General features: G+C 63.8%; 25 protein-coding genes and 1 tRNA gene. 13 read left to right on the top strand and 13 right to left on the bottom strand.

Translation table 11 applies throughout. The features are described from left to right. Window positions 1–53 precede the first annotated feature (53 nt). The 7 genes from ACO1XS_RS17000 to ACO1XS_RS16970 all read right to left on the bottom strand — a co-directional run bounded on the left by ACO1XS_RS17000 (window position 54) and on the right by ACO1XS_RS16970 (window position 6,934). Window positions 54–138 (bottom strand) — tRNA-Leu (locus tag ACO1XS_RS17000). A 123-nt stretch (window positions 139–261) separates the two neighbouring features. Continuing rightward, window positions 262–627 carry a preprotein translocase subunit SecG gene (gene secG / locus ACO1XS_RS16995; RefSeq protein ID WP_331568934.1) on the bottom strand — a complete coding sequence of 122 codons (366 nt, stop codon included), beginning with the start codon at window positions 625–627 and terminating at the stop codon, window positions 262–264. Window positions 628–693: 66 nt separating this feature from the next. After that, complete coding sequence (gene tpiA, locus ACO1XS_RS16990; RefSeq protein ID WP_331568936.1) at window positions 694–1,476, bottom strand: triose-phosphate isomerase; 783 nt, start codon at window positions 1,474–1,476, stop codon at window positions 694–696. Window positions 1,477–1,571: 95 nt separating this feature from the next. After that, window positions 1,572–2,588 (bottom strand): NAD(P)H-quinone oxidoreductase, encoded by a 1,017-nt coding sequence (locus ACO1XS_RS16985; protein WP_331568938.1) that lies wholly within the window; start codon window positions 2,586–2,588, stop codon window positions 1,572–1,574. Window positions 2,589–2,773: 185 nt separating this feature from the next. Further along, complete coding sequence (pnp, locus tag ACO1XS_RS16980; RefSeq protein ID WP_331568940.1) at window positions 2,774–4,924, bottom strand: polyribonucleotide nucleotidyltransferase; 2,151 nt, start codon at window positions 4,922–4,924, stop codon at window positions 2,774–2,776. Window positions 4,925–5,213: 289 nt separating this feature from the next. Then, window positions 5,214–5,483 (bottom strand): 30S ribosomal protein S15, encoded by a 270-nt coding sequence (gene rpsO, locus ACO1XS_RS16975; protein WP_173256573.1) that lies wholly within the window; start codon window positions 5,481–5,483, stop codon window positions 5,214–5,216. A gap of 143 nt (window positions 5,484–5,626) precedes the next feature. Then, window positions 5,627–6,934, bottom strand: a complete 1,308-nt coding sequence (locus ACO1XS_RS16970; protein ID WP_331568942.1) for a branched-chain amino acid ABC transporter substrate-binding protein — start codon at window positions 6,932–6,934, stop codon at window positions 5,627–5,629. Window positions 6,935–7,123: 189 nt separating this feature from the next. Between ACO1XS_RS16970 and ACO1XS_RS16965 the strand changes: the two genes are divergently transcribed. Together ACO1XS_RS16965 and ACO1XS_RS16960 are read left to right on the top strand one after the other, a co-directional pair. Further along, the gene (locus ACO1XS_RS16965) at window positions 7,124–7,624 is read left to right on the top strand and encodes a hypothetical protein (RefSeq protein WP_486391216.1); all 501 of its coding nucleotides are present in this window, start codon (window positions 7,124–7,126) and stop codon (window positions 7,622–7,624) included. Between the two features lie 103 nt (window positions 7,625–7,727). Further along, window positions 7,728–8,099 (top strand): hypothetical protein, encoded by a 372-nt coding sequence (locus tag ACO1XS_RS16960; RefSeq protein ID WP_331568944.1) that lies wholly within the window; start codon window positions 7,728–7,730, stop codon window positions 8,097–8,099. Window positions 8,100–8,189: 90 nt separating this feature from the next. On the opposite strand, the gene ACO1XS_RS16955 is transcribed toward ACO1XS_RS16960, so the two are convergent. The 6 genes from ACO1XS_RS16955 to ACO1XS_RS16930 form a co-directional block, all read right to left on the bottom strand. Further along, complete coding sequence (locus ACO1XS_RS16955) at window positions 8,190–9,740, bottom strand: 2-isopropylmalate synthase (protein ID WP_331568946.1); 1,551 nt, start codon at window positions 9,738–9,740, stop codon at window positions 8,190–8,192. Window positions 9,741–10,016: 276 nt separating this feature from the next. Further along, window positions 10,017–10,931 (bottom strand): CDP-diacylglycerol--serine O-phosphatidyltransferase, encoded by a 915-nt coding sequence (gene pssA, locus ACO1XS_RS16950; RefSeq protein WP_486391212.1) that lies wholly within the window; start codon window positions 10,929–10,931, stop codon window positions 10,017–10,019. 21 nt (window positions 10,932–10,952) lie between these two features. Further along, the gene (locus tag ACO1XS_RS16945) at window positions 10,953–11,591 is read right to left on the bottom strand and encodes a phosphatidylserine decarboxylase (protein ID WP_331568950.1); all 639 of its coding nucleotides are present in this window, start codon (window positions 11,589–11,591) and stop codon (window positions 10,953–10,955) included. A 150-nt stretch (window positions 11,592–11,741) separates the two neighbouring features. After that, the gene (gene ilvC / locus ACO1XS_RS16940; protein WP_331568952.1) at window positions 11,742–12,758 is read right to left on the bottom strand and encodes a ketol-acid reductoisomerase; all 1,017 of its coding nucleotides are present in this window, start codon (window positions 12,756–12,758) and stop codon (window positions 11,742–11,744) included. 93 nt (window positions 12,759–12,851) lie between these two features. Continuing rightward, the gene (gene ilvN / locus ACO1XS_RS16935; protein WP_173256566.1) at window positions 12,852–13,343 is read right to left on the bottom strand and encodes an acetolactate synthase small subunit; all 492 of its coding nucleotides are present in this window, start codon (window positions 13,341–13,343) and stop codon (window positions 12,852–12,854) included. A 121-nt stretch (window positions 13,344–13,464) separates the two neighbouring features. Continuing rightward, a complete protein-coding gene (locus tag ACO1XS_RS16930; RefSeq protein ID WP_486391215.1) occupies window positions 13,465–15,228 on the bottom strand; it encodes an acetolactate synthase 3 catalytic subunit in 1,764 nt (587 codons plus the stop codon). 363 nt (window positions 15,229–15,591) lie between these two features. Here ACO1XS_RS16930 and ACO1XS_RS16925 point away from each other — a divergent pair, with 363 nt between their 5' ends. The 11 genes from ACO1XS_RS16925 to ACO1XS_RS16875 all read left to right on the top strand — a co-directional run bounded on the left by ACO1XS_RS16925 (window position 15,592) and on the right by ACO1XS_RS16875 (window position 25,193). After that, the gene (locus ACO1XS_RS16925) at window positions 15,592–16,155 is read left to right on the top strand and encodes an RNA polymerase sigma factor (RefSeq protein ID WP_331569016.1); all 564 of its coding nucleotides are present in this window, start codon (window positions 15,592–15,594) and stop codon (window positions 16,153–16,155) included. Beyond that, the gene (locus tag ACO1XS_RS16920) at window positions 16,152–16,580 is read left to right on the top strand and encodes a DUF3619 family protein (RefSeq protein ID WP_331569018.1); all 429 of its coding nucleotides are present in this window, start codon (window positions 16,152–16,154) and stop codon (window positions 16,578–16,580) included. Before ACO1XS_RS16925 ends, ACO1XS_RS16920 begins: the two co-directional genes overlap by 4 nt. A gap of 25 nt (window positions 16,581–16,605) precedes the next feature. Next, window positions 16,606–17,340 (top strand): DUF3106 domain-containing protein, encoded by a 735-nt coding sequence (locus ACO1XS_RS16915; protein WP_486391211.1) that lies wholly within the window; start codon window positions 16,606–16,608, stop codon window positions 17,338–17,340. Window positions 17,341–17,368: 28 nt separating this feature from the next. Next, a complete protein-coding gene (locus ACO1XS_RS16910) occupies window positions 17,369–17,914 on the top strand; it encodes an RDD family protein (protein ID WP_486391210.1) in 546 nt (181 codons plus the stop codon). A gap of 80 nt (window positions 17,915–17,994) precedes the next feature. Beyond that, window positions 17,995–18,930, top strand: a complete 936-nt coding sequence (locus tag ACO1XS_RS16905) for a UDP-2,3-diacylglucosamine diphosphatase (RefSeq protein WP_440558841.1) — start codon at window positions 17,995–17,997, stop codon at window positions 18,928–18,930. Window positions 18,931–18,979: 49 nt separating this feature from the next. Beyond that, the gene (locus ACO1XS_RS16900; RefSeq protein ID WP_331569026.1) at window positions 18,980–20,011 is read left to right on the top strand and encodes a glycosyltransferase family 4 protein; all 1,032 of its coding nucleotides are present in this window, start codon (window positions 18,980–18,982) and stop codon (window positions 20,009–20,011) included. Then, window positions 20,008–20,496: a diacylglycerol kinase gene (locus ACO1XS_RS16895; protein WP_331569028.1), complete on the top strand. Its 489-nt coding sequence runs from the start codon at window positions 20,008–20,010 to the stop codon at window positions 20,494–20,496. The genes ACO1XS_RS16900 and ACO1XS_RS16895 overlap by 4 nt, the downstream gene beginning before the upstream one ends. Window positions 20,497–20,723: 227 nt before the next feature. After that, the gene (locus tag ACO1XS_RS16890) at window positions 20,724–21,452 is read left to right on the top strand and encodes a TetR/AcrR family transcriptional regulator (RefSeq protein WP_173256557.1); all 729 of its coding nucleotides are present in this window, start codon (window positions 20,724–20,726) and stop codon (window positions 21,450–21,452) included. A gap of 2 nt (window positions 21,453–21,454) precedes the next feature. After that, window positions 21,455–22,039 (top strand): LOG family protein, encoded by a 585-nt coding sequence (locus tag ACO1XS_RS16885; protein WP_486391214.1) that lies wholly within the window; start codon window positions 21,455–21,457, stop codon window positions 22,037–22,039. Window positions 22,040–22,299: 260 nt separating this feature from the next. Next, on the top strand, window positions 22,300–24,264 hold the full coding sequence (locus ACO1XS_RS16880; protein ID WP_331571729.1) for an AI-2E family transporter: 1,965 nt from the start codon (window positions 22,300–22,302) through the stop codon (window positions 24,262–24,264). After that, complete coding sequence (locus ACO1XS_RS16875; RefSeq protein ID WP_331571731.1) at window positions 24,261–25,193, top strand: YihY/virulence factor BrkB family protein; 933 nt, start codon at window positions 24,261–24,263, stop codon at window positions 25,191–25,193. The genes ACO1XS_RS16880 and ACO1XS_RS16875 overlap by 4 nt, the downstream gene beginning before the upstream one ends. Window positions 25,194–25,221 lie beyond the last annotated feature (28 nt).

The raw sequence follows: 25,221 nt of genomic DNA, 5'->3' as shown, positions 1-25,221 counted from the left end.
CAGAAGTGACAATGCCAGCCGAAGCGAAGCATGCGGCTGGCATTGGATAACTTTGGTGCCGACGGCGAGACTCGAACTCGCACAGCTTTCGCCACTACCCCCTCAAGATAGCGTGTCTACCAATTTCACCACGTCGGCACTAATTGCAATCCCGGACAAACTCGCACAACTTGTTCGAAGACCCGCGAATCGCTTCAAGACTTAAATTCTAACCCGTCTATCAAAATTGTTCAACGCACGAATGCGTCGCCCAACGAAAAATTACTTCGGTACCGTCTGACCGGGCACGGCCGGTGCTGGTGCCGACACGGGCGCCGCTGCAGACGCCGCCGAGGCGGGCGCACTCACCGTCGGGATCGCACCGAGGACACCTGCCGAGGGCCGCGACTTGTACGAGCCGATGTACGTCAACGCGAGCGTCGTCACGAAAAACACTGCCGCGAGAACGGCCGTCGTTCGTGACAGGAAGTTGGCAGAGCCCGTCGCACCGAACAAGCTTCCCGATGCGCCGCTACCGAATGCCGCACCCATGTCCGCGCCCTTGCCGTGCTGAAGCAGGACGAGGCCAATGATGCCGAGCGCCGACAACAGCTGCACGACGATGATCAACGTTTTGAAAAACAGCATGACACCCACCTAAGTTATGGTTTGACACGCGGCGCTCGGGCGCCCCGTGCTGCAGCGATCCGCACGTCACACGGCGCGAGCCGTGCTCGCCGCCATGCAGATCGCCAAAAAATCATGGCTCTTGAGCGACGCGCCGCCGATGAGGCCGCCGTCGATATCGGCCTGGCCGAACAAGGCTTCCGCGTTGTCCGGCTTCACGCTGCCGCCATAAAGCAGCGTGACGTCCGCCAGGCCCGCGTCTTTCGCCGCGAGGCGGGCACGCAGGAACGCGTGCACTTGCTGCGCTTCGTCGACCGTGGCGCTCTTGCCTGTCCCGATGGCCCACACGGGCTCGTAGGCCACGACGATGCGCGCCAGCTCCTGCACGGAAAGCGTGTCGAGCACGGCATCGATCTGCGCCCCGACAACCGCTTGCGTCGCGCCGGTTTCGCGCTGCTGGAGCGTTTCGCCCACGCAGACGATCGGCGTCAGACCCGCCGCCAGCGCGCGCTGCGCTTTGAGCGCGACGACCTCCGACGTTTCGCCGTGATAAGCGCGGCGCTCGGAATGGCCGACGATGGCAAGCGTGGCACCAAATTCGGCCGCCATTTCAGCCGCGGTTTCGCCTGTATAGGCGCCGTGCGTGTACGCCGAAACATCTTGCACGCCCCACGCCAGCGGCCCGCTGCGCAGCAGCGCTTCGGTTTGCGCGAGATACGGAGCCGGCACGCATACGCCAATGCGGACCGTCTCCGTAATGGAGCCCGCCTGCAGCAACGCGCGCAAGAGCGCCTCGTTTTCGGCGAGCCGCCCGTGCATCTTCCAGTTACCGACTACCCACTTTGTCCGCTTCGCCCGCTCGTTCGCCATGCCTGTTCTGCCCCCTCGGCTATCGTGCCGCCCGCCGCTGCCGCGGCTGCCGCGCACGCAAAACGCGCAATTTTACTGTGCGCGGGCGGACCGGGTCAAACCGTGAGCGTCCAGTCAAGCACGATTTTGCCGATATGCTCGCCGCTTTCCATCAGTGCGTGCGCCTCCTTCGCCTCGTGCGCCGGCAGCACACGATAGACGATGGGCTTGATGCGGCCCGCTTCCAGGTGCGGCCAGACGTGCGTTTTGAGCTCGGCCGCCACGCGCGCCTTGAAGTCCACCGCCCGTGCCCGCAGCGTCGACCCCGTGATCGTGAGCCGCCGGCGCAGCACCTCGCCCAGGTTGAGCTCGGCCTTGGCGCCGCCCAGCAGCGCGATGATGACGAGACGGCCGCCGTCGGCCAGCGCCGACAGCTCGCGCGGCACGTAACCGCCCGCGACCATATCGAGGATCACGTCGACACCCCGGTCGTTCGTGAGCGACTTCACCACTTCGACGAAATCCTCGGACTTGTAGTTGATCGCGCGCTCCGCGCCGAGCGCCTCGCACGCCTTGCACTTTTCGGCGGTGCCGGCGGTTGCAAAGACACGGAACCCCGCGGCGTGGGCGATCTGGATCGCCGCCACGCCGATGCCGCTCGAGCCGCCTTGCACGAGCAGCGTCTCGTTCGCGCCCCCTTCGCCCGCACCCAGTTGCGCGCGCTCGAAGACATTGCTCCAGACCGTGAAGAACGTCTCCGGCAGCGAGGCCGCTTCGACATCGGTGAGACCGGCCGGCACCGGCAGACACTGCGCGAGCGGCACGGCCACGTACTGCGCGTAGCCGCCCCCGGCGAGCAGCGCGCAGACGCGATCGCCCATCTTGAGCCCGAACGGATTGTGTTTCCCCTCGAGCGTGCCGCCGACGATCTCGCCGGCGACTTCGAGGCCCGGCAAGTCCGATGCCCCCGGCGGCGGTGCGTAAGCACCCTTGCGCTGAAAGACGTCCGGCCGATTGACGCCTGAGGCCGCGACCTTGAGCAGCACCTCGCCGGCTCTCGGTTCCGGCATGGGCCGCTCGGCCAGCGCGAGGACTTCCGGTCCGCCGAATTCGGTAATTTCGATTGCTTTCATCCGCATCACCCTTGGCTCAAATCTTCATCGATCGCGCACATGCGAGAAGCATCGTGCGCCTTCGCCGCTGGGCCCCAAGTATGCGCCGAAGCGCCGATCCCGGTCGGCCCCGCGCGGGGAGGAGCACGGCAAAAAAACGGCCGGCGTGCGCGAAGCACGGCCGGCCGTTTGCGCCCGTCACCGCATTACTGCTGCGGCGCGGACTCGGGCTGAGCGGCGCCCGATGCGGCGTCGTTCAACAGGGCCTTGGCCGACAGGCGCACGCGTCCCTTCTCGTCCGTCTGGATGACCTTGACCTTCACCTGCTGACCTTCGGAGAGGTAGTCCTTGATGTCCTTGATACGCTCGTTCGCGATCTCGGAAATGTGCAGCAACCCGTCCTTGCCCGGCAAGATGTTGACGATGGCGCCGAACTCGAGGAGCTTGAGCACCGTGCCTTCGTAGACCTGGCCTACCTCGACCTCAACCGTGATCGCTTCGATGCGGCGCTTCGCTTCGGCCATGCCTTCGCTGCTCGTGCTGGCGATCGTGACGACGCCGTCGTCCGAGATGTCGATCGTGGTGCCGGTTTCTTCCGTCAGGGCACGGATCACCGAGCCGCCCTTGCCGATCACGTCGCGAATCTTCTCGGGGTTGATCTTGACGGTGATCATGCGCGGCGCGAATTCGGAGAGCTGGTCGCTCGCACCGGCCACGGCTTCCTTCATCTTGCCGAGGATATGCATGCGCCCTTCTTTCGCCTGCGCGAGCGCGACCTGCATGATTTCCTTCGTGATGCCCTGGATCTTGATGTCCATCTGCAGCGCGGTCACGCCTTCGGCCGTGCCGGCCACCTTGAAGTCCATATCGCCGAGGTGGTCCTCGTCACCGAGGATGTCCGTCAGCACGGCGAACTTGTTGCCTTCGAGGATCAGACCCATCGCGATGCCAGCGACGTGCGCCTTCATCGGCACGCCCGCATCCATCAGCGCCAGGCAGCCGCCGCAGACGGACGCCATCGACGACGAGCCGTTCGACTCGGTGATTTCCGAGACGACGCGAATCGAATAGCCGAACTCTTCGGCCGTGGGCAGGCACGCCACGAGCGCACGCTTGGCCAGGCGGCCGTGACCGATTTCGCGACGCTTCGGCGAGCCCACGCGCCCCGTTTCGCCCGTTGCGAACGGAGGCATGTTGTAGTGAAGCATGAAGCGCTCGCGATATTCGCCTTCGAGCGCGTCGATGATCTGTTCGTCACCCCGCGTGCCGAGCGTGGCAACGACGAGCGCCTGCGTTTCCCCGCGCGTGAAGAGCGCCGAGCCGTGCGTGCGCGGCAGCACGCCCGTGCGGATCTCGATCGGGCGAACGGTACGCGTGTCGCGGCCGTCGATGCGCGGCTCGCCGTCGAGGATCTGACTGCGGACGATCTTTGCCTCGATGTCGAACAGGATGTTGCCGACGGCCGTCTTGTCGGTCGGCATCTTGCCGGCCGCCAGCGCTTCCTCGTCGAGCTTCACGCCGGTTTGGGCATAGATTTCCTTCAGCTTGGCCGAGCGCGCCTGCTTGTTGCGCAGCTGATAGGCGGCGACGAGTTCGCCATGCGCGAGTTCCGTCACGCGGGCGATCAGCGCCTCGTCCCTGGCTGCCGGCTGCCAGTCCCACTCGGGCTTGCCGCCCTCGCGCACGAGCTCGTGAATGGCATCGATCGCCGTTTGCATCTGCTCGTGACCGAAGACGACTGCGCCGAGCATGATGTCTTCGGGCAGTTGATCCGCTTCCGACTCGACCATCAGCACGGCACGCTCGGTGCCGGCCACGATGAGTTCGAGGCGCGATTCCTTCGTCTGCGAGCGCGTCGGGTTCAGTACGTACTGGTTATCGATGTAGGCGACACGCGCGGCGCCGACGGGGCCGTGGAACGGCAGTCCCGACACGGCAAGCGCGGCCGATGCGCCGATCAGGGCCGGAATATCCGCCGGGATCTCGGGATTCACCGACAGGACGTGGATGACGACCTGCACTTCGTTGTAGAAGCCCTCGGGAAAGAGCGGGCGCAGCGGCCGGTCGATCAGGCGCGAGGTCAGCGTCTCGTGCTCGGACGGGCGCCCTTCGCGGCGAAAGAATCCGCCCGGAATCTTGCCGGCCGAATAGGTCTTTTCGATGTAATCGACCGTCAGCGGGAAAAAGTCCTGACCGGGCTTGGCCGTCTTCGCACCGACGACGGTGGCGAGAACGACGGTGTCTTCGATGTCGACGATGACTGCGCCGGAGGCCTGACGAGCAACTTCACCGGTTTCGAGGCGAACGTTGTGCTGCCCCCACTTGAATTCCTTGACGACCTTATTGAATATGGACATGGTCACTCCTTCTCACTTTTTGTGTTCATCTTCAGCGCGCAAGCCGCAATCCGCTCGTTCGAGGGGCAGCTGGCGCGCCAGCGTGCCGACACACCTGCGGGAAGAGAAGTGTTATGCCATTCCAGCGCCATGCTCGCGAATCACGCGTGCGTCGTACTGGAATGACACAATGCTCCGCCCGCTTCGGGACGACTTGCCGCGCGGCCGATCCGCGCCGTCGCGGCACAAAAACAAAATGCCTGCATCAGCAACCTGACACAGGCATCTCGCACAAAACGACGTTTGCCGGTTACTTACGCAGACCCAGCTGCTCGATCAGCGAACGGTAACGGTCGGCGTCTTTATTCTTCAGGTAGTCGAGCAGCTTGCGACGGCGGCTCACCATGCGCAGCAGGCCGCGCCGGCTGTGGTGATCCTTCGAGTGCGACTTGAAATGGGACGTCAACTCGTTGATGCGCGAGGTCAGCAACGCCACCTGCACTTCGGGCGAGCCCGTGTCATTCGCGCCGCGAGCGAACTTCGCGACGACTTCGGACTTGTTGATATCAGCAACAGACATGTGATTTCCTTTGTTACGAACAAGCGGTCACGGAAGAAGGGCCGTGCCGTGGGTAATCGGACTACTACGAAACGGTACTACAAAAACGAAGCGCGTATTCTAGCACAGACCGTCGTGGCGGCCACCCGCCCGTAATGGGGGGCTCAAGGGCGTTTCATCCTGCACATGACAGGCGGCACCGTCTGGGCGCGCGGCAGCGCCAGGACCGTGCGAAAGCCGTAACCCGACCCCTCGTTGTCGAATCGAACGCCCGGCGTGCCGGCTTTGTCCATCTCCATTACATAAAGGGGCTGGATGAGCTGATGATCGTCGGCCCGCATCGTGACGTGTTGAAAGCCGTTTTCGTAATCCATGCCCTCGAGCGCCCGGGCGACGTCCTCGGCCCGAGTCGTATGCGCGCGGGAAATCGCCGCGGCAAGCATTTCGATCATGATTTCCATGCGCAAGACGGGGTAGTCGTCCCGCGCGGCCGGGAAACGCGTTCGGAAAGCGGCGTAGTAAGCGTCCGAGGCCGCCGGATTCGCCCCGGCCGCCCGATCCGGAAACAGGGCTGACGCGCCGGCGTTCGGATGCCAATCAGCCACCGCCAGCACGCGCTTCACTCCGGCATCGCCGAGCGCCGCCGGTGCTCCCAGGCTGTTGCCGTAAAACGTATAGAACTTGCCCGCGAAGCCCTGCTCCCGGGCCGCCTTCACGAGCAGCGTGAGATCGTTGCCCCAATTGCCCGTGACGACGGCGTCGGCGCCGCTCGCGCGGATCTTGGCGATATAGGGCGTGAAATCCTTGATCCGGCCGATCGGGTGGAACTCGTCGCCCACGATGGCGATGTCGGGGCGCTTTTCGCCGAGCGCGGCGCGAGCCAGCGCGCTCACGTCGTGCCCGAAGCTGTAGTCCTGATTGAACAGGTAGACCTTCCTGATCGCGCGGTCCCCGGCGATGACGGTCGCCAGCGCGTTCATGCGCATGCCCGCGTGCGCATCGAAGCGAAAGTGCCAGAAACTGCAGCCGGCTTCCGTCAATGCGGGATCGTCGGCCGAGTAGTTGAGGAACAATTGACGGTTGTCCGGCTCGCGAGCGTTGTGCTTGTCGATAGCCGCGATGAGCGCGGCAGCCACGGCCGAGCTGTTGCCTTGCAGGATGAACGGAATGCGCCGGTCCGCCGCGACGCGCTCTTCGACGAGCGCCTGCTCGACGCTGCCGCGGCTGTCCAGCACGACGAGTTCGAGCGGATGGGCGCCGTCGGCGAGCATCACGCCGCCGCGCTGGTTCACCCGCTCGATGCCGAAGCGCAGATTGCGCTCCACGGCCGCGCCGGCGTCGGCGAATGGCCCGGACATGCCCTCGATCAATGCCAGCCGGACGGGCTCGCCGCCCGGACCTGCCGCCGCCGCGGCCAACGCCCACGCCCCAGCCACGATTGCCACCGCCACACGGGCCGCCCATTGCATCATCGGTATGTCTTCCTCTTGCTCTGAATCGCTCGAAGCGCGGATCATAGGGCGTGCGGCGCCGCGCCGCAAGCGTGGACCGCTCGCCATGCACGGTGGCCGAACCCGTGATAAAACGCCGCTGGGATGCGCGAAGGCGCAATGCAACGAACTGCCGGCGAAACGCGAGGCAAATGGAGGATTTTCATGTCGATGCGAATGCGTCTTTACGCCACGCTGGCAGCCGCGGTGCTCTTGGCCGGATGCGTGCCGCCGTGGGAGCACTTTCAGCCCGGCGAGGACCAGTCGGCACTCGTCGCCCGTTTCGGGCCGCCGCGCGAAATCTACGATCTGCCCAGCGGCGGCAAACGTCTGATGTGGCCGACCCAGCCGATGGGCGAAATCACGATGGCGGCCGATGTCGACCCGACGGGCAAGGTACAGAGCCTGCGGCAGGTGCTGCAACCGAGCGAGTTCTATAAGGCCCAGATCGGCCAATGGACGCGGCGCGATGTGCTCGTCAACTTCGGCCGGCCCGTCGAGACCTCCTACTTTCCGCTGATGAAGCGCGAGGTCTGGACCTATCGCTATCTGGAAGCCAATGTCTGGTACATGATGTACAGCTTTTATTTCGACGATGCCGGCATATTGCGGCTCACCCAAAAGACCCCGGACCCGCTGCACGACCCCGATCGTCACCGCTTCGGGTTGTGATGTGGCGCAACGCGGTGGCATGAGGCATGCGCGCCTGATGGGTTTGCGCTAGGCACGCGGATTGCTCCCTAAAAAAGCATCCCCAGCTCGCAGGGAGGTGTCGATGGAGCCGTTCCGAATTCTCCTGACTGCAACGGTGCTTTTTGCCATTGCGGCCGTAGGCGGGGTGGTCATGGCCGGCATGCGTTTCGCCGGCAAGGACTACCCTCCGACTTCCCTGGCGATGCTGCACGGCACACTGGCAGCCGCCGCCCTCACTCTGCTCATCTACGGCGCCGCGACGGTAGGCGTGCCAGGCCTCGCGATCGCTGCCATTGTCCTGTTCGTGCTGGCTGCCGCGGGCGGAGCCTTCATGAATCTGAGCTACCACTGGAAGCATCTGGCGCTGCCGAAGGCCATCGTCATCGTGCACGCCGTCATTGCGGTGGTGGCCTTCATTTTGTTGATTCTCGCGACTGTGGCTGCGCACGGCTGAGCCGCGCGGGACGCTGAACAGCAAAAAGGCCTTCCGGGGAAGGCCTTTCGATCGCTGCGTGAAGTCGCGCCGCTGCACGGCGCGTCGTCGTCAAAGCTCGGGGCGTTGCGGGTTGACCTTGTCGGCTCCCGAATAGAGCTTGTTGAGCGCCGAGATATAGGCCTTTGCCGAGGCCGCGACGATATCGGGATCGGTACCGACACCGTTCACGATGCGCCCGCTCTTCGAGAGCCGCACCGTCACCTCGCCTTGGGCCTGCGTACCCGTCGTAATGGCGTTCACCGAGTACAGCAACAGTTCCGAGCCGCTCGCGGCCTGTGCTTCGATGGCATTGAGCGTCGCGTCGACGGGACCGTTGCCGTCAGCCTCGCCGACCACTTCCTTGCCGCCCACCGATATCACGATGCGCGCATGCGGCCGCTCGCCGGTCTCCGAGCGCTGCGAAAGCGAGACGAACTTGTAGTGCTCCCGCTCCTGCGCTTCGGCCGATTCCTCGGAAACGATCGCGATGATGTCTTCGTCGAAGATCTCGGCCTTGCGGTCCGCGAGTTCCTTGAAACGCGAAAATGCGGCGTTGACCTCGGTTTCGCTGTCGAGCGTGACGTGCAGTTCCTGCAGGCGCTGCTTGAACGCGTTGCGGCCCGAGAGCTTGCCCAGCACGATCTTGTTGGCCGACCAGCCCACATCCTCGGCGCGCATGATCTCGTACGTATCGCGAGCCTTGAGCACACCGTCCTGATGAATCCCGGATGCGTGAGCGAACGCATTGGCGCCCACCACCGCCTTGTTCGGTTGCACGACGAAGCCGGTGATCTGCGAGACGAGCTTCGATGCGGGCACGATCTGCGTCGCGTCGATGCCGAGTTCGAGACCGAAGTGGTCTTTGCGCGTCCTGACGGCCATCACGATTTCTTCCAGCGCCGTATTGCCGGCACGCTCGCCCAGGCCGTTGATCGTGCATTCGACCTGACGCGCGCCCCCGATCTTCACGCCCGCGAGCGAGTTCGCGACGGCCATGCCGAGGTCGTTATGGCAATGCACCGAGAACACGGCCTTGTCCGAATTCGGAATGCGCTCGCGCAACGTCTTGACGAGGTTGCCGTAGAGCTCGGGGACGCCGTAGCCGACCGTGTCGGCGATATTGATCGTGGTCGCGCCCTCGTCGATGACCGCTTCGAGCACGCGACACAGGAAGTCCATATCGGAACGGCTGCCGTCTTCGGGCGAAAACTCGACATCGTTCGTGAATTTGCGCGCGAAGCGCACGGCAAGCCGAGCCTGCTCGTAGACCTGTTCGGGCGTCATGCGCAGCTTCTTCTCCATGTGCAGCGGAGAAGTCGCGATAAACGTATGAATACGGAAACGCTCGGCCGGACGCAATGCATCGGCGGCCCGCTGGATGTCCTTGTCGTTCGCACGCGCGAGCGAGCAGACCGTGCTTTCCTTGATGATCGAGGCGATCGCATTGATGGCGTCGAAATCGCCATTGGAACTCGCCGCGAAACCGGCCTCGATCACATCGACCTTCATCCGCTCGAGCTGCCTCGCGATGCGAATTTTTTCGTCTTTCGTCATCGACGCGCCCGGCGATTGCTCGCCATCGCGCAACGTCGTGTCGAAAATAATCAGCTTGTCTGCCATCTCGGGTCTCCAGGGACGATGATAGGTGCGTTCGATAAGGGGAATTGCGGCGTGGCCACCGCTGGCGACGCCGAACAACGAACGAGGCAGACGGGGGCGAAAACGGTCAGCGCGATAGGTGCGCGAGCGCAGGCGCGAGACCGCATAGCGGCGCACCGGCTAGAAACGACAGGAGGGGAAATGCGAATTTCGGCATGTCGCCGAATATAACGGCATTCGCAAAAACGTGCAATCGCCCGGCGCCGCGCGGAAAACCCCGAGCGGCGCCGCAGCGGATCAGTCGTGCGGAGCCGAGCGGGCAGGATTGGCACGGCGGCGCAGTGACAGATAGGCCCAGAACGCGTAGCCGGAAAGGCCGTAAAGCACGAAAAGGCCGAACAGCATGAGGGGCGGATCGGACGAAACGAGCACGAACGCCATGACGACCAGCAAGATGGCCGCGAACGGCACGCGATGCCGCACGTCCAGCGCCTTGCCGCTGTAAAACGGTGCATTGGACACCATCGTCACCCCGGCATAAACCGTGAGGCCGAATGCCACCCACGGCAGCCACACGAGCTTGAGCGGCACCCGGTTATCGGTCGCGAGCCAGACGAAGCCCGCGATCAGCGCGGCAGCGGCCGGGCTCGGCAAGCCCTGGAAGAAACGCTTGTCGACCACGCCGATATTCGTATTGAAGCGCGCGAGCCGCAGCGCGGCGCCCGAACAGTAGACGAAGGCGGCAAGCCATCCCCATCGCCCGAGATCTTTCAAAATCCACTCGTACATGACGAGCGCCGGCGCGACGCCGAACGAGACCATGTCGGACAGGCTGTCGAACTGCTCGCCGAAGGCGCTTTGGGTATGCGTCATGCGCGCGACGCGCCCGTCCATGCCGTCGAGCACCATTGCGACGAAAATGGCGATCGCCGCAATTTCGAAGCGCACGTTCATCGCCTGTACCACGGCGAAGAACCCGCAGAAAAGCGCGGCCGTCGTAAACGCGTTCGGCAGCAGATAGATGCCGCGCTTGCGCAGGAACTGCTGGCGTGCCGCGCGACGCCTTTCGGCCGGCGCCGGGGCACCGCCCGATCCGGCATCCCCCATGGAGCCGTCCCGCTGGACTTCCCCGGGAAACATCTTATGACGGCGAAACGGCCGCGGCAGCGCCGATTTTCCGGCGCGTGGGCGACGCGGTTTGAATGCGGCCATCGAACTCTCCTCGAGCCAGGCTCAAAGCTCGGCGAGGATCGTCGAGGAGGCATACACCTTCTCGCCGATCGAGACACGGGCGCGGCTGCCGAGCGGCAGATAGACATCGACGCGCGAACCGAAGCGGATGAAGCCATAGCGCTGCCCCCGCGCGAGCGGCTCGCCTGCACGCACGTAGCAGAGAATGCGCCGCGCGATGAGGCCGGCGATCTGCACCGCGGTCACCGTATGGCCGCTGCCTGTCTCGATGACGACCGCATTGCGTTCGTTTTCGAGCGAGGCTTTATCGACGGCTGCATTCAGGTAGGCACCCGGAAAGTACTCGACCTTCGTGATGGCGCCGTCAACGGGCGAGCGTTGCGAATGCACATTGAAGACGTTCATGAACACGCTGATTTTGAGCGCTTCGCGACCGGCGTAGGGATCGAGCGTAGTCTCGACTGCGACGATGCGGCCATCGGCCGGGCACAGCACCGCGTTCGGCTCGCTCGGAATCGGGCGCGGCGGATCGCGGAAGAATTGCACGACGAAGACGAGCAGCAGCCAGAAGAGCCACGCCACGCCGAACCCCGCGATCGCATGGATCACGAGCGCGAGGACAGCGGCAATCGCGATGAATGGCCAGCCTTCGCGCGCGATGATCGGATGAGGGTAATTCATGGATCGGTTCAGTCTTTTTGTAAAACCATAGGATAGCAAAAGCCGTCCGGCGCACGACGCGCGGGACGGCCTCAGGTATTGCACATTCCTTTCGCGAGCGGACCTTTTTCAGCGCTGTGCCGAGCGAGGCCCGCCATTGACGCGCGAAAATCAGTTCTTCGACTGGTCGACGAGCTTGTTCTTCGCGATCCAGGGCATCATCGCGCGCAGCTTCTCGCCGACCTGCTCGATCTGGTGCTCGGCCATCAGACGGCGGCGCGACTGCAGCGTCGGTGCGCCAGCGCGGTTTTCGAGGATGAAGCTCTTCGCGTACTCGCCCGTCTGGATATCCTTGAGCACGTCCTTCATGACCTTCTTCGTCTCTTCGGTGACGACGCGCGGCCCCGTCACGTATTCGCCGTATTCGGCGTTGTTCGAGATCGAGTAGTTCATGTTGGCGATGCCGCCTTCGTAGATCAGATCGACGATGAGCTTCAGCTCATGCAGGCATTCGAAGTAGGCCATTTCGGGCGCATAACCGGCCTCGACCAGCGTTTCGAAACCGGCCTTGATGAGCTCGACGGTGCCGCCGCAGAGCACGGCCTGCTCGCCGAAGAGGTCCGTCTCGGTTTCTTCGCGGAAGTTCGTTTCGATGATGCCCGCGCGTCCGCCGCCGTTGGCCGCCGCGTACGAGAGCGCGATGTCGCGCGCCGCGCCCGACTTGTCCTGCGCCACCGCGATCAGGTGGGGCACGCCGCCGCCTTGCGAGTACGTGCCGCGCACGGTGTGGCCCGGGGCCTTCGGCGCGATCATGATCACGTCGAGATCGGCGCGCGGAATCACCTGGCCGTAATGCACGTTGAAGCCGTGCGCGAAGGCGAGCGCCGCGCCTTCCTTGATGTTCGCATGCACTTCGGTCTTGTAGACCTCGGCGATCTGCTCGTCGGGCAGCAGCATCATGACGACGTCAGCGCCCTTCACGGCTTCGGCCACTTCCTTGACCGCGAGGCCCGCGCCTTCGGCCTTCTTCCACGATGCACCGCCGCGGCGCAGGCCGACCGTCACGCGCACGCCGCTGTCCTTGAGGTTCAACGCGTGGGCATGGCCTTGCGAGCCGTAGCCGATGATCGTGATGTCCTTACCCTTGATGAGGGAGAGGTCGGCGTCTTTATCGTAGAAAACTTTCATGTTCGTTCCTTCGCTTAATCGATTCGATTCAATGAACTGCTGGGCGGTGCCCTGGCTTCGCGTTTCGCAGGCAAGGCACCGGTCGTACCGGCCTCAGACCTTCAGTATCCGCTCGCCGCGGCCGATACCCGAGCTGCCCGTGCGGACCGTCTCGAGGATCACCGTCGTGTCGAGCGCCTCGATGAAGGCATCGAGCTTGTCGCTCGCGCCTGTCAGCTCGATCGTATAGGTCTTCTCGGTCACATCGATGATGCGGCCGCGGAAGATGTCCGCCATCCGCTTCATTTCTTCGCGCTCCTTGCCGACCGCGCGGACCTTGATCAGCATCAGCTCGCGCTCGATGTGGGCGCCTTCGGTCAAGTCGACCACCTTCACCACCTCGATCAGGCGGTTCAAGTGCTTCGTGATCTGTTCGATCACGTCGTCCGAGCCAATGGAGACGATGGTCAGGCGCGAGAGCGAGCGATCCTCGGTCGGCGCCACCGTCAAGGTTTCAATGTTGTAGCCGCGTGCCGAAAAAAGACCGACGATGCGCGAGAGCGCACCCGGTTCGTTTTCCAGCAGGACGGAGATGATGTGTCTCATTTCGTGTTTCCCGTTTTATCCAGATGTCGATGCGAAGCGATGCCGCCGCTCCCGCTCGCCGCTTCGCGCCTTTCGTGAAGGCGGGCGGACGAACGCAGGCCGCGCGCGGCACCGGCCGTCGTTAGAGGTCCTCGGCGCCGAGCAGCATCTCGGTGATGCCCTTGCCGGCTTGAACCATCGGCCAGACGTTTTCTGTCGGATCGGTCTGGAAATCTAGAAACACGGTGCGATCCTTGAGACGCAGCGCCTCCTTCAATGCGGGTTCGACATCCGCCGTTTTTTCGACGCGAATGCCGACATGGCCATACGCTTCGGCCAGTTTCACGAAGTCCGGCAGCGCATCCATATAGGAATGCGAATAGCGCTTGCTGTATTCGATCTGCTGCCACTGGCGGACCATGCCCAGATAGCGGTTGTTGAGCGAAATGATCTTGATGGGCGTGTCGTACTGCTTACAGGTGGACAGCTCCTGGATGCACATCTGGATGGACCCTTCGCCCGTGATGCAGACGACCTCGGACTCGGGGTGCGCCATCTTGACGCCCATCGCGGCCGGCAGACCGAAGCCCATCGTGCCGAGGCCGCCCGAGTTGATCCAGCGGCGCGGCTTGTCGAAGCGATAGAATTGCGCGGCCCACATCTGGTGCTGGCCGACGTCCGAGCAAACGAATGCGTTGCCGTCCGTCAACTCCCACAGCTTTTCGACGACGTACTGCGGCTTGATGATCGTGCTCGCGCGGTCGTACTTGAGGCAGTTCTTCTCGCGCCAGGCCTCGATCTCTCTCCACCACTGCGCGAGGGCCTCCGTATCGGGCCCGTGCTCCGCATGCTGGAGCTGCTCGATGAGCTCCTTGAGCACTTCTTTCACGTCTCCGACGATCGGGATATCGACTTTCACCCGCTTGCTGATCGACGACGGGTCGATGTCGACGTGGATGATCTTGCGTGGACGCGACGAGAAATGCTGCGGATCGCCGATCACGCGATCGTCGAACCGCGCGCCGATTGCGATCAGCACGTCGCAGTTCTGCATCGCCATGTTGGCTTCGTACGTCCCATGCATGCCGAGCATGCCGAGGAACTTCCTGTCGCTCGCGCGATAGGCGCCGAGCCCCATCAGCGTGTTCGTGACCGGGTAGCCGAGCAGATCGACGAACTGGTTGAGCTCGCGCGACGCGTCGGCCAGCACGATGCCGCCGCCCGTATAGATATAGGGGCGCTTGGCCGACAGCAGCAGGGAGACCGCCTTGCGAATCTGCCCCGAATGGCCCTTCGTCACCGGGTTGTACGAGCGCAACGAGACGCTCTTCACGGGCTCGTACTCGCACGGCATTTTCGAGATGTCTTTCGGGATATCGATCAACACAGGGCCGGGGCGCCCCGTACGCGCGATGTAAAACGCCTTCTTGACCGTGGCCGCGAGCTCGCGCACGTCTTTCACGAGGAAGTTGTGCTTCACGCACGGACGCGTGATGCCGACCGTGTCGCATTCCTGGAACGCGTCCTGGCCGATCGCGGCCGTAGGCACCTGGCCGCTGATGATGACGAGCGGGATCGAATCCATGTAGGCCGTGGCGATGCCGGTGACGGCATTGGTCACGCCGGGGCCCGAGGTGACGAGGCATACGCCGACCTTGCCGGTCGAACGCGCATAGCCGTCCGCCGCGTGGACCGCGGCCTGCTCGTGACGCACGAGCACGTGTTGAACCTTGTCCTGCTTGTACAGTTCGTCGTAGATGTAGAGCACTGCGCCGCCGGGATAACCCCAGAGCACTTCGACGCCTTCGTCTGCCAGCGCGCGCATGAGCACGGTGGCGCCTATCGACGAGGCTTCATGGGAAGGAGTGGTATCCGACGTGGAGAATTCCGCGCTGGGCATGTTCATCATTCACCTTTCGAATTTTCGGCAAAAAATTGATCGGGTGCTCTCTGCCGGGCTTGTGGCTCGGGTTCAAGCGGCGCGTCCAGTTTGACTGGCGGACTTCATGGGCCCGCCCCAAAAAGACAAGTCACTTATGTTGCGAACCGGCAACCTTAGCGGCTGCCGAGCACGCGGTCAAGCAAAAAATCGCATCCCAGGCACGGGGCATGCAGTGCCCAGGCGGCCCAGGAGGTGCGTTTGGGGCCAGGCGGCACGGCCATAAGTGCCCCATGGCCCCGAAAAGTTTGCTAGCATCCGCGGGTTTCGCGATATTTTTTTCAATCGATTACACGGCGTGCGCGCGCTTCGCGCCGCTGCCCCCCCGGGATGGCATCAGAAAAGGAACTCGCCGACTTCCTGACGAGCATCGAAAGACGCGCGTTCAAGCAGACCGTCTACGCCGTGCGCGACGACGATGCCGCCCTCGACATCGTGCAGGACGCGATGATCAAGCTCGCCGAAAAATATGGCGACAGACCGCTTGCCGAGCTGACGCTCCTGTTTCAGCGTATTCTCCAAAACGTAACGCACGACCATTTTCGGCGGCAGAAAGTCCGGAACACCTGGGTGAGCCTTTTTTCGTCGTTCGGCAATGCCGACGACGACGATTTCGACCCGCTCGAGACGATCGAAGGGCAGGAACACACGAGCGGTTCGGAGAGCAGCCAGGAAAAGCTCGAGCGCGATCAGGTGCTCACACTCATCGACGCGGAAATCCAAAAATTACCGGCGCGTCAACGGGAAGCGTTTCTCATGCGTTACTGGGAAGATATGGATGTCGCCGAGACCGCCGCCGCCATGGGTTGCTCCGAAGGCAGTGTGAAGACGCACTGTTCGAGGGCGACGCATACACTGGCGGCCGCGCTCAAGGCCAAAGGAATCACGCTATGAGCTCCGCTCCCGAAACCAACGAATTCGAGTTTGCGCACAAAATCTGTCGCGCGCTCGACGAAAATGCGGCCAGCTTGCCCGCCACGACGGTCAACAAACTCGCGGCCGCACGGCGTGTCGCGCTCGGGCGCAAAAAGCCCGAGGCCGCCGTCGCCCGCGCGTTCGTGCTCGCCCCCGCGGGCGGTCCGGCGTTCGGCCCGCAACGTACGAGCCCTGTGGAGCGACGCGTGCCGCCGCTGCGCCGTTTCATGCGGCTTTTGCCGATCCTCGCACTGGTTGGCGGCGTCGCCGTCATCGCTTATTGGGAAAATCTGCAGCGTGCCGCCGAGCTCGCCGATATCGACGCAGCCATGTTGAACGACGAGCTTCCGCTCAATGCGTACCTCGACCACGGCTTCAACGCCTATCTCTCGCGAGCACGCTGACGGGCATGTGCAGGAGGAGACCGGCGTGAGCTACAAGCGCGGCCTGGCCGTCGTGTTCGCCTGTGCGATCGCGTCCGCCGTGGTGTTCGGAGCAACCTACCCCCGCTTTTTCGGCGAGACACCCGCTGCCCGGCCGGCGGGCGCGCCACCTAGCGCGCCTCCCGCACCGACGCTCGCCATCGAGCTCGCTCCCCTCGGCGACAACAACCCGCTCTCGTGGTCGCACCTCAGCGACGAACAGCACGCCGCTTTGGCGCCGTTCGCCACCGAATGGGACAGGTTCAGCGACGAGCGAAAGCGCAAATGGATCAAGATCGCGTCGCGTTTCGCGAAGATGTCGCCCGAAGCGCAAAAAAGACTCCATGAACGGATGGGTCAGTGGGTTGGCATGACGCCCGAGCAGCGCCGTGTCGCGCGCGAAAACTACCAGGTCTCGAAAGCGCTGCCCCCGCAAGCGCGCCAGAAGGCCTGGAAAGCCTATCAAGAACTCTCGCCCGAGCAGAAGGCACGGCTTGCCGCGCTGGAGCGCAAGCGGCGGCCGACCGTCGTGAGCGCCCCGCCATCGGGGCTCAAGAGCGAAATCCACGGCATCAATCGGCTCGCGGATGCTTCGTTGCCGACGAGCGGCGCTGCGGCGGCCAGTGCTGCCGCGGCCGCATCGGGCACAAGCGTGGCACCGCCGGCACCGGCGAGCGGCGTACCGGGCGCACCCACGCCGCTTTCGCCGTCGGAGGCGCCCTCGATCTTCCGCGGCGCCTGATGTCCGGCCCCGCCCGAGCCGCACACGCATGAATTCACCGTCGTTGCCGCCCAGCATTCGCCGCCGCCTCGCATCGCTCGTCTACGAGACGTTGCTGCTTTTCGGCATCGTATTCTTCGCCGGCTATCTGTTCGGCACGCTCACGCAGCAACGCAACGGCCTCACGCACCGCCACCTGCTCGCCGTCTGGCTGGCCTTCGTCGTCGGCGTCTATTTCGTCTGGTGCTGGACGCACGGCGGTCAGACCCTGCCGATGAAAACGTGGCGCCTGCGCCTCGTCGGGCCTTCCGGCCAGACGGTCGGTCCAGTGCGAGCCCTGGCGCGCTATGGGTTGGGCTGGCTCTGGTTCGTGCCCCCGCTTGCGCTGCATCCGGCATTCGGCTTGCCGCTGCCCGCGACGCTCGCTGCGACGGCCGCGTGGTTCCTGCTCTGGGCTGCCTCGGCACGGCTCGATCCGGACCGCCAGTTCCCTCATGACCGCATGGCGGGCACACGTATCGTCGAACTCGCGCCCGACAAGACGAGCGCCCCAGGGCCGGGCGCGGCCGAAACGTCGGGCCCGCCGACCCCGTAATAAGAACTTCCCGTGACTGTCATGTTGCAGTCACGCTCGCGTGGCGCAATGGGCGAATGTCCAACTCGACGCGAGAAGCCATGGACCGCACGACGGCCGCGACTTCCCTCCTTCGGCGGCTCGGCGCGACTGCCGCTGCCGTTCCCTTTCATCCTGCAGCACCCGGCGGCGTCTCGGCGGGCACTCACGAGGCAGCGCACGAAACGGACGCGAGCGGTCACGACGACGACGTCGACAAGCCGCACCGTTACCGGACGATCTGGCTATCGGACATCCATCTCGGCTCGAGCGGCTGCCAAGCGAACTACCTGCTGGACTTCCTGCGCCACAACGATTCCGAATATCTCTACCTCGTCGGCGACATCATCGACGGCTGGCAGCTGAAAAAAGGCTGGTACTGGCCGCAGGCGCACAACGATGTCGTCCAGAAGATCTTGCGCAAGGCGCGCAAGGGCACACAGGTCGTTTATATCCCGGGCAATCACGACGAAGGCGCGCGGCAGTTTTGCGATCTCGCCTTCGGCGACATCCAGGTGCGTGGCGAAGCGTTTCATACGACGATTTCCGGTAAACGCCTGTGGATCGTACACGGCGACCTCTTCGACGGTGTCATCCAGCATGCGAAGTGGCTCGCCTATCTGGGCGACAGCGCCTACACGACGATCCTCGTGCTCAATCGCTGGTTCAACCGCATTCGCAGCCGCTTCGGCTTCCAGTACTGGTCGCTCTCCCAGTATCTGAAGCATCAGGTCAAGAACGCGGTCAATTTCATCTCGTCGTTCGAACACGTCATGGTCGACGAGGCACGGCGACGCGGCTGCGATGGAGTCGTCTGCGGTCACATCCACAAGGCCGAGATCCGCGATGTCGACGGCCTCGTCTACTGCAACGACGGCGACTGGGTCGAAAGCCTTTCCGCGCTCGTCGAAACCTTCGAAGGCGAGCTGCGCGTGGTCTATTGGACCGTCATGCGCTCGCCGCACGCTCATTCGCGCAAGGCCAAGGCAACGGCCTGACGTGTCCGCCTCCCCGCACTGTCCGCCATCCGGACCGGAGACTCTTCGCATGAAAATCATGATCGTGACCGACGCTTGGGAGCCGCAGGTCAACGGCGTCGTTCGCACATTGAAGAACACGACGCGCGAGCTGACCGAACTTGGCCATCGCGTCGAGCTCGTCACGCCGCTCGAATTCCGCACCATTCCATGCCCGACCTATCCTGAGATCCGGCTGTCGCTCTTTCCTCGCCGGCGCCTGCACGCGCGTATCGATGAATTCGCGCCCGACGCGCTGCATATCGCGACCGAGGGGCCGCTCGGCCTCGCCGCGCGCCGCTATGCCATCAAGCACGGGCTGCCGTTCACCACGGCCTATCACACGCGTTTTCCCGAATACGTGGAAGCCCGCTTCGCGTTGCCCGCCGCATTCACCTACCGCTTTCTGCACTGGTTCCACCGGCCCTCGCTCGCCGTGATGGCGCCGACGCCCGTCGTGAAGGCCGACCTCGAGCGCTACGGCTTTACGAATGTCGTCCTCTGGACGCGCGGCGTCGATCTCGATATCTTCCATCCGATGGAATCCAAGGTGCTCAATACCGCCCGGCCGATCTTTCTTTATGTCGGCCGTGTCGCCATCGAAAAAAACGTCGAGGCGTTTTTGAAGCTCGACCTGCCCGGCTCCAAATGGGTGGCCGGTGAAGGGCCTGCGCTCGCGGAACTCAAGTCGCGCTACCCGGAGGTCAATTACCTCGGCGTGCTGACGCAGGCGGAACTGGCGAAGGTCTATGCCGCGGCCGACGTCTTCGTGTTCCCGAGCCGTACAGATACCTTCGGGCTCGTGCTGCTCGAATCGCTGGCCTGCGGTACGCCCGTGGCCGCGTATCCGGTGACGGGGCCGATCGACGTGCTCGGCGACGGCGACGCCGGCGCAATGAACGAGGACCTGCGCGAAGCGTGTCTCGACGCGTTGAAGATCGATCGCGCCGCCGCGCGTGCGTGGGCCGAGCGCTTTTCCTGGCGCGCCGCCTCCGAGCAATTCGCAGCGCACCTGAAACCGCTCTCGCATGCGCCGTGGCACGAGCAAAGCGCCGCCGCATGAAGCACGACGAACCGCCGATCGGCCGCGAGCCGCCCGACGCGCACGAGCCGCTCGGGCCCGACGATCCGCTTGCGCCTCTGCCGTTCAACCCCTACAAGGGCAATCGGGGGTTCACGCGGGCGTGGCATGCGCTCAAGAACTCGCTGAACGGCTTTCGCGTCGCCATTCGCGAGGAAAGCGCGTTCAGGCAGGAGCTCACGCTCGCGGTGCTGCTCGTGCCGATCGGTATCGCCGTGCCGGTGGATGCCGTCTCCCACGTTTTGCTGATCGGCTCGGTGCTGCTCGTGCTCATCGTCGAGCTGCTCAATTCGAGCGTCGAAGCGGCCATCGATCGCATCTCGCTCGAACGTCACGAGCTGTCGCGGCGTGCCAAGGACCTCGGCAGTGCCGCGGTGAGCGTCGCGCTGCTCGTCTGCGGGCTGACCTGGGTTCTGCTCGTCGGGCCGCTCGTCGCCCACTGGGTGCGGCTGCTGCTCGACGGCTGACCGCCCGCCCCATCGAATCACTGGTGAGCGCACCGTTCACCGTTGAACTTCTTGTCTCAAAAAAACGAACGACCGTGCTCCATGAAAACCCGGAGGGCGGTCGAGGAAGAGAACGAGCGGTTTATAATCGGCCCACTACATTCGAGACATACAACCAAAGCCGGGCAAGACGATGTACGGGTCCCGCGTGGGGCCGCGTATTGCCGGGCGCCACTGGGCCGGACGACATGGAAGCCAAAACTCCCCGCCGCACCCGCGAACGGATCCTCGAGTTATCGCTGAAGCTCTTCAACGAGATCGGCGAGCCGAACGTCACGACGACCACGATCGCGGAAGAGATGGAGATCAGCCCAGGCAATCTCTACTATCACTTCCGCAACAAGGACGACATCATCAACAGCATCTTCGCGCAGTTCGAGCAGGCGATCGAAAAGCGTCTGCGGCTGCCCGACGATCATCGTCCGACCATCGACGAAACCTGGTCGTATCTGCAGTACATGGCCGATTTCATGTGGCAGTACCGTTTCCTCTATCGGGATCTCAACGATCTGCTCGCGCGCAATCGCACGCTCGAGACGCATTTCAAGCAAATCATCAGTCACAAAGTCCGCTTCGCGCGCGAGCTGTGCGAGTTGCTCGTGGCCGACGACGAAATGGTCGCCACACCCGAGGAAATCCAGGTCATCGCGACGAACATGGGCGTCATCGCCACCTATTGGCTGTCGTATCAGTTCGTCATGCATCCGCGCAAGTACAACGATCAAGAGGCGATTCGCGTCGAGCTCTATCAGGTGAGCGTGCACGTGATTTCGATCATGGCGCCCTATCTGCGCGGCCGCTCGCGCCAGCTGTTCGACGACCTCGTCTCGGGCAAACTGCCGATGCGCGAATTCCATGATTACCTGCCGCCGCGCGATGCGCTGCCCAAAGCCGCCGTCAAGGACGCCGGAGTATGAGTTTGAAGTCGATTTGCGTTTATTGCGGCTCGTCGATGGGGACACGGCCCGTCTATGTCGAAGCCGCGCAGGCGTTCGGCCGGGCGCTCGTGGACGCGGGCTGCTCGCTCGTCTTCGGCGGTGGACGCGTCGGGCTCATGGGCACGATTGCCGACGCGGTGCTCGAGGCCGGCGGGCGCGCGGTGGGCGTCATTCCGCAGCTGCTGCTCGAAAAGGAAGTCGGGCATACGGGCTTGAGCGAGCTGCATGTCGTCGCCGACATGCATGAGCGCAAGAAGATGATGGCGGACTTGTCGGACGCGTTCGTTGCGCTCCCCGGCGGGGCCGGTACGCTCGAAGAGCTGTTCGAGGTCTTCACGTGGGCCCAGCTCGGCTATCACGCGAAAGGAATCGGCCTGCTCGATATCGACGGATACTATCGGCCGCTCGTCGCCATGCTCGAGCACACGGTGAACGAAGGGTTCATGCAGCGCGAGTATCTCGATATTTTGCAGATCGATGCGCAACCCGATGCGCTCATCTCGAAACTGCAGCGTTATCACCCGCCTCGTCGGGACAAGTGGGCTTCGGAGCGAGAAGCCGTGTAAGTAAACGGCCTGCGTCACGATCGCAACGACTTCCCCATCGGCAGGCACCCGTCATCCTGAAGCTCGCCGATCTCGACACGATGCGGCAAGCTCCGGGCAATCGAGCCGGCGCCGCACAACTTCCTCGACTACGCGGGTACTGCGCCGGCCGCGCGCCGTGCCCATGCCCGTGCCGAACAGCGACTCGCTCGCGCGCGATCGAGGCGCAGCGCCAACGAAAGACCGCCCGCCTGGCATCGCATTTGCTTGGCATATGGATCATGACTGGTCCCATGCCGCCGCGGCGCAGCAGCGACCGTGGCTCGCCGCCCGAGGTGCCGGGTGTTAGAGCACTGACTTCGCTGATCGCCGGCGTCGTGGTGATCGGCGCGCTCTACGTCGGGCGCGACGTGCTCATGCCGATCACATTAGCGGTGTTGCTGAGCTTCGTCCTGGCGCCGTTCGCCACGGCATTGCGGCGTGTCGGTTTCGGCCATGCGCCGTCGGTCATCGCCGCGGTGCTCGTTGCGCTGTTGGTGCTGGCCGCGACGAGCGTCCTCATCGGCGCGCAAATCGCTCAGTTGGCCGGTGACCTCCCGCAGTACGAGGTCGCGGTGGAGCGCAAGGCGAAATTGCTGCACGAAGAGACGTTCGGCCGCGCGGATGCGCTTCTGAAACGGGCGAGCGGCGCGCTCAGACATATTGCGCCCCCTCCTGAACCGCCGGGCAACGACGACCGCTCGGCCAGCCGCTCGGGCCGCCCGCCGATGTCCGTCGAGGTGATCGAACCCCGGCCTTCGTCGCTGAAACTCGTCCAGCGCTTCGTCGCACCGGTGGTGAGTCCGCTCGAGACGGCCGGCATCGTAGCCGTCATCGCGATTTTCATCCTGCTGCAACGCGAAGATTTGCGCGACAGGCTCATTCGCCTTTTCGGCGTGCGCGACCTGCATCGCACCATGACTGCGATGAACGAGGCCGCTCGGCGCTTAAGCCGCTATTTTCTTACTCAAGTGGCGATGAATGCGAGCGTCGGCGCACTGATTTGCATCGGGCTCGCGATTATCGGTGTGCCGGGGGCATTGTTATTCGGCGTCCTGACCGCCTTGCTGCGGTTCGTCCCTTACATCGGCGCATGGCTGGCGGCGCTCCTCGCGGTCATCCTCGCCGCGGCCATCGGGCCCGGCTGGTGGATGACGGTCTGGACTGCGATTCTGTTCGCGGTGATCGAGCTCACCGCGAGCCAGTTCGTCGAGCCGCTGATATACGGCAACAGCACGGGCTTGTCGCCGTTCGGCGTGATCATCGCCGCCATTTTCTGGAGCTGGATATGGGGACCGGTGGGGCTCGTGCTGTCTACACCGCTTACGCTCTGTCTCGTGACGCTCGGGCGCCACATTGAACGCGTCGCCTTCCTCGACGTGCTGTTCGGCGATCATCCGGTGCTGACACCGGGCGAAAACCTCTATCAGCGTTTGCTGGCCGACGACGTACCCGATGCACTCGCTCAAGCCTCGACGATGCTCGAAAAATCCTCTCCCGAGGCCTGGTACGACACGGTCATGCTGGAATGCCTGAGGCTCGCCTGCGGCGACGTCGCGCGTGGCGTGATCACGCCCGGCCAACTCACGGCCGTGCGCCTCGCGGCACTGGGCGTCGTCCGGGGGCTCGCATCGGCCGATTCGCCGGGCCTGAGCGTCGCGCCGCGCAAGCCCGGGCGCACGAGGGGCGGCATGCGCCGTGGGCAGTCTCACGACAGCCAGCACGAAGCACCTGATGAGCCGGCCACCGTGCTCTGTGTCAGGGGGCGCGGTGAGTTCGACGGCGTTGCCGCAACGATCCTGGTGCAACTGCTGCGTCGGCGCGGCATCGAGGCGACTGCCCTTTCGGCCGAACGGTTCTTGCGCAGACGCGTCGACGAGACCCGGATCGGTCACGACACCGTCATCTGTCTCGTGACGCTTGATTGGCGCGAATCGCCTCCCTATCTGCGCAACCTCGTCCGGGGGCTTCGAGCGCGCTCGCCGCACCTCATCATGGGCATTGCGTTTGACGGGGATCCCGACGCCGCGCGGCGCCAAAGCGCGCCGGATCAACCGGCCGCGGGCAGCCCCGCGAAGGAGACGACGATCGGTTCTTTCACTGAACTAACCGACGCTTGTATCGAGGCGTTGCACGCGCGCTCGCAGCCGGACGGCAATAGCGACGCGCAAGCCAAAGGAAATCAGCTGGCTGCCGGTGCGCTATGAACGCGCCAATGCATTCGCAACGGATTGAAAAGGAGGCGCGAAGGCGGGCATTGCGCTTCGTAGCCCGTCATCCTTTTCAGTTCACGGTCCAAGTTCTCAAAGCATTTCGAAAGAATCAAGGCCTTCTTCTCGCAGGCGCGGTTGCGTACTATTCACTGCTTTCGATCGTACCGCTGCTGATTCTGGTGGCCATCGCATTCAGTCATGTGATCGGCCAGGCACTGCTGCTCGATACGCTCGAAAGGCTGCTGAGATGGCTGGTGCCCGGACAGTCGAAAGCGATCGTCGGCGAACTCGCCAATTTTCTCGCGCATCGCTCGGTGGTGGGCTGGTTCCTCGTCGTAACGATGATTTTCTTCAGCTCCCTTGCATTCACCGTGCTCGAAAACGCACTGTCGATCATCTTCGTGCATCGCGTTGTCATCCGGCGGCGCCACTTCCTGATATCGGCGATCGTCCCGTATTGCTTCAGTCTCTCGCTCGGCATCGGCGTGCTGCTCATCACGTTTGTCACGAGCAGCCTGCAGGCAGTCGCGTCGGATAGGGTGGTACTGCTCGGCCACGCGGTCTCGCTGACGGGAACGACGCGAGTCATCCTTTACCTGTGTGGCGTTGCCGGTGAAATATTCGTCCTGACCGCGATCTACATCATCATTCCGGCGGGACGCACCACGTTTCGCCATGCCGTCATGGGCGCCGTGGCAGCCGCGGCGCTGTGGGAGATCACGCGTCGCGTACTGGTCTGGTATTTTGCGACGTTGTCACAGGTGAGCGTTGTGTACGGATCGATGACGACCGCGATCGTCGTGCTCGTCAGTCTCGAAGCACTGGGCACGCTGCTGCTGTTCGGTGCCCAATTGATCGCCGAATACGAGCGGCTCACCGCCGGTTATGGGTTGAAAGAGCCCGAAGCGCTGGCAACGCGTTAGCACGGGCTCGGCACGGCACCCCTCACGC

This window comes from Trinickia sp. (assembly GCF_057351765.1).
The sequence above is the reverse complement of the archived record's forward strand: the minus strand, read 5'-3'. Positions and strand labels throughout refer to the sequence as shown.

What these genes read in the sequence shown, in the direction of transcription:
- secG (WP_331568934.1), bottom strand. Translation starts at nt 627, where the DNA reads ATGCTGTTTTTCAAAACGTTGATCATCGTCGTGCAGCTGTTGTCGGCG.
- tpiA (WP_331568936.1), bottom strand. Translation starts at nt 1,476, where the DNA reads ATGGCGAACGAGCGGGCGAAGCGGACAAAGTGGGTAGTCGGTAACTGG.
- ACO1XS_RS16985 (WP_331568938.1), bottom strand. Translation starts at nt 2,588, where the DNA reads ATGAAAGCAATCGAAATTACCGAATTCGGCGGACCGGAAGTCCTCGCG.
- pnp (WP_331568940.1), bottom strand. Translation starts at nt 4,924, where the DNA reads ATGTCCATATTCAATAAGGTCGTCAAGGAATTCAAGTGGGGGCAGCAC.
- rpsO (WP_173256573.1), bottom strand. Translation starts at nt 5,483, where the DNA reads ATGTCTGTTGCTGATATCAACAAGTCCGAAGTCGTCGCGAAGTTCGCT.
- ACO1XS_RS16970 (WP_331568942.1), bottom strand. Translation starts at nt 6,934, where the DNA reads ATGATGCAATGGGCGGCCCGTGTGGCGGTGGCAATCGTGGCTGGGGCG.
- ACO1XS_RS16965 (WP_486391216.1), top strand. Translation starts at nt 7,124, where the DNA reads ATGCGAATGCGTCTTTACGCCACGCTGGCAGCCGCGGTGCTCTTGGCC.
- ACO1XS_RS16960 (WP_331568944.1), top strand. Translation starts at nt 7,728, where the DNA reads ATGGAGCCGTTCCGAATTCTCCTGACTGCAACGGTGCTTTTTGCCATT.
- ACO1XS_RS16955 (WP_331568946.1), bottom strand. Translation starts at nt 9,740, where the DNA reads ATGGCAGACAAGCTGATTATTTTCGACACGACGTTGCGCGATGGCGAG.
- pssA (WP_486391212.1), bottom strand. Translation starts at nt 10,931, where the DNA reads ATGGCCGCATTCAAACCGCGTCGCCCACGCGCCGGAAAATCGGCGCTG.
- ACO1XS_RS16945 (WP_331568950.1), bottom strand. Translation starts at nt 11,591, where the DNA reads ATGAATTACCCTCATCCGATCATCGCGCGCGAAGGCTGGCCATTCATC.
- ilvC (WP_331568952.1), bottom strand. Translation starts at nt 12,758, where the DNA reads ATGAAAGTTTTCTACGATAAAGACGCCGACCTCTCCCTCATCAAGGGT.
- ilvN (WP_173256566.1), bottom strand. Translation starts at nt 13,343, where the DNA reads ATGAGACACATCATCTCCGTCCTGCTGGAAAACGAACCGGGTGCGCTC.
- ACO1XS_RS16930 (WP_486391215.1), bottom strand. Translation starts at nt 15,228, where the DNA reads ATGAACATGCCCAGCGCGGAATTCTCCACGTCGGATACCACTCCTTCC.
- ACO1XS_RS16925 (WP_331569016.1), top strand. Translation starts at nt 15,592, where the DNA reads ATGGCATCAGAAAAGGAACTCGCCGACTTCCTGACGAGCATCGAAAGA.
- ACO1XS_RS16920 (WP_331569018.1), top strand. Translation starts at nt 16,152, where the DNA reads ATGAGCTCCGCTCCCGAAACCAACGAATTCGAGTTTGCGCACAAAATC.
- ACO1XS_RS16910 (WP_486391210.1), top strand. Translation starts at nt 17,369, where the DNA reads ATGAATTCACCGTCGTTGCCGCCCAGCATTCGCCGCCGCCTCGCATCG.
- ACO1XS_RS16905 (WP_440558841.1), top strand. Translation starts at nt 17,995, where the DNA reads ATGGACCGCACGACGGCCGCGACTTCCCTCCTTCGGCGGCTCGGCGCG.
- ACO1XS_RS16900 (WP_331569026.1), top strand. Translation starts at nt 18,980, where the DNA reads ATGAAAATCATGATCGTGACCGACGCTTGGGAGCCGCAGGTCAACGGC.
- ACO1XS_RS16895 (WP_331569028.1), top strand. Translation starts at nt 20,008, where the DNA reads ATGAAGCACGACGAACCGCCGATCGGCCGCGAGCCGCCCGACGCGCAC.
- ACO1XS_RS16890 (WP_173256557.1), top strand. Translation starts at nt 20,724, where the DNA reads ATGGAAGCCAAAACTCCCCGCCGCACCCGCGAACGGATCCTCGAGTTA.
- ACO1XS_RS16880 (WP_331571729.1), top strand. Translation starts at nt 22,300, where the DNA reads ATGACTGGTCCCATGCCGCCGCGGCGCAGCAGCGACCGTGGCTCGCCG.
- ACO1XS_RS16875 (WP_331571731.1), top strand. Translation starts at nt 24,261, where the DNA reads ATGAACGCGCCAATGCATTCGCAACGGATTGAAAAGGAGGCGCGAAGG.